The 252-nt window shown below is 47.6% G+C and carries 1 tRNA gene; it reads right to left on the reverse strand.

Features of this window, described 5'->3' with window-relative positions:
- Nucleotides 1-38 precede the first annotated feature (38 nt).
- Nucleotides 39-129 (reverse strand) — tRNA-Ser (locus tag AB4180_RS22755).
- Between the last annotated feature and the right edge of the window lie 123 nt (nucleotides 130-252).

Raw genomic sequence — 252 nt, forward strand, 5'->3', positions numbered from 1 at the left:
AAAAAAGCCCGCTGATTTCTCAGCGGGCTTTTCAATGGTGGTGGAGGGATAGGGATTTGAACCCTAGAACCGCTATTAACGGTTGCCGGTTTTCAAGACCGGTGCTTTCGACCACTCAGCCATCCCTCCAACAAATTGTCATCAACAGATTAGTACACTGTAGATGTTGTTACATGTATACACAGGTAACGATATTTAAAGCCTGGCGATGTCCTACTCTCACATGGGGAAACCCCACACTACCATCGGCGC

This window comes from Vibrio sp. 10N.286.49.C3 (genome assembly GCF_041469545.1).
In the GTDB taxonomy this organism is placed as follows: domain Bacteria; phylum Pseudomonadota; class Gammaproteobacteria; order Enterobacterales; family Vibrionaceae; genus Vibrio; species Vibrio tasmaniensis_A.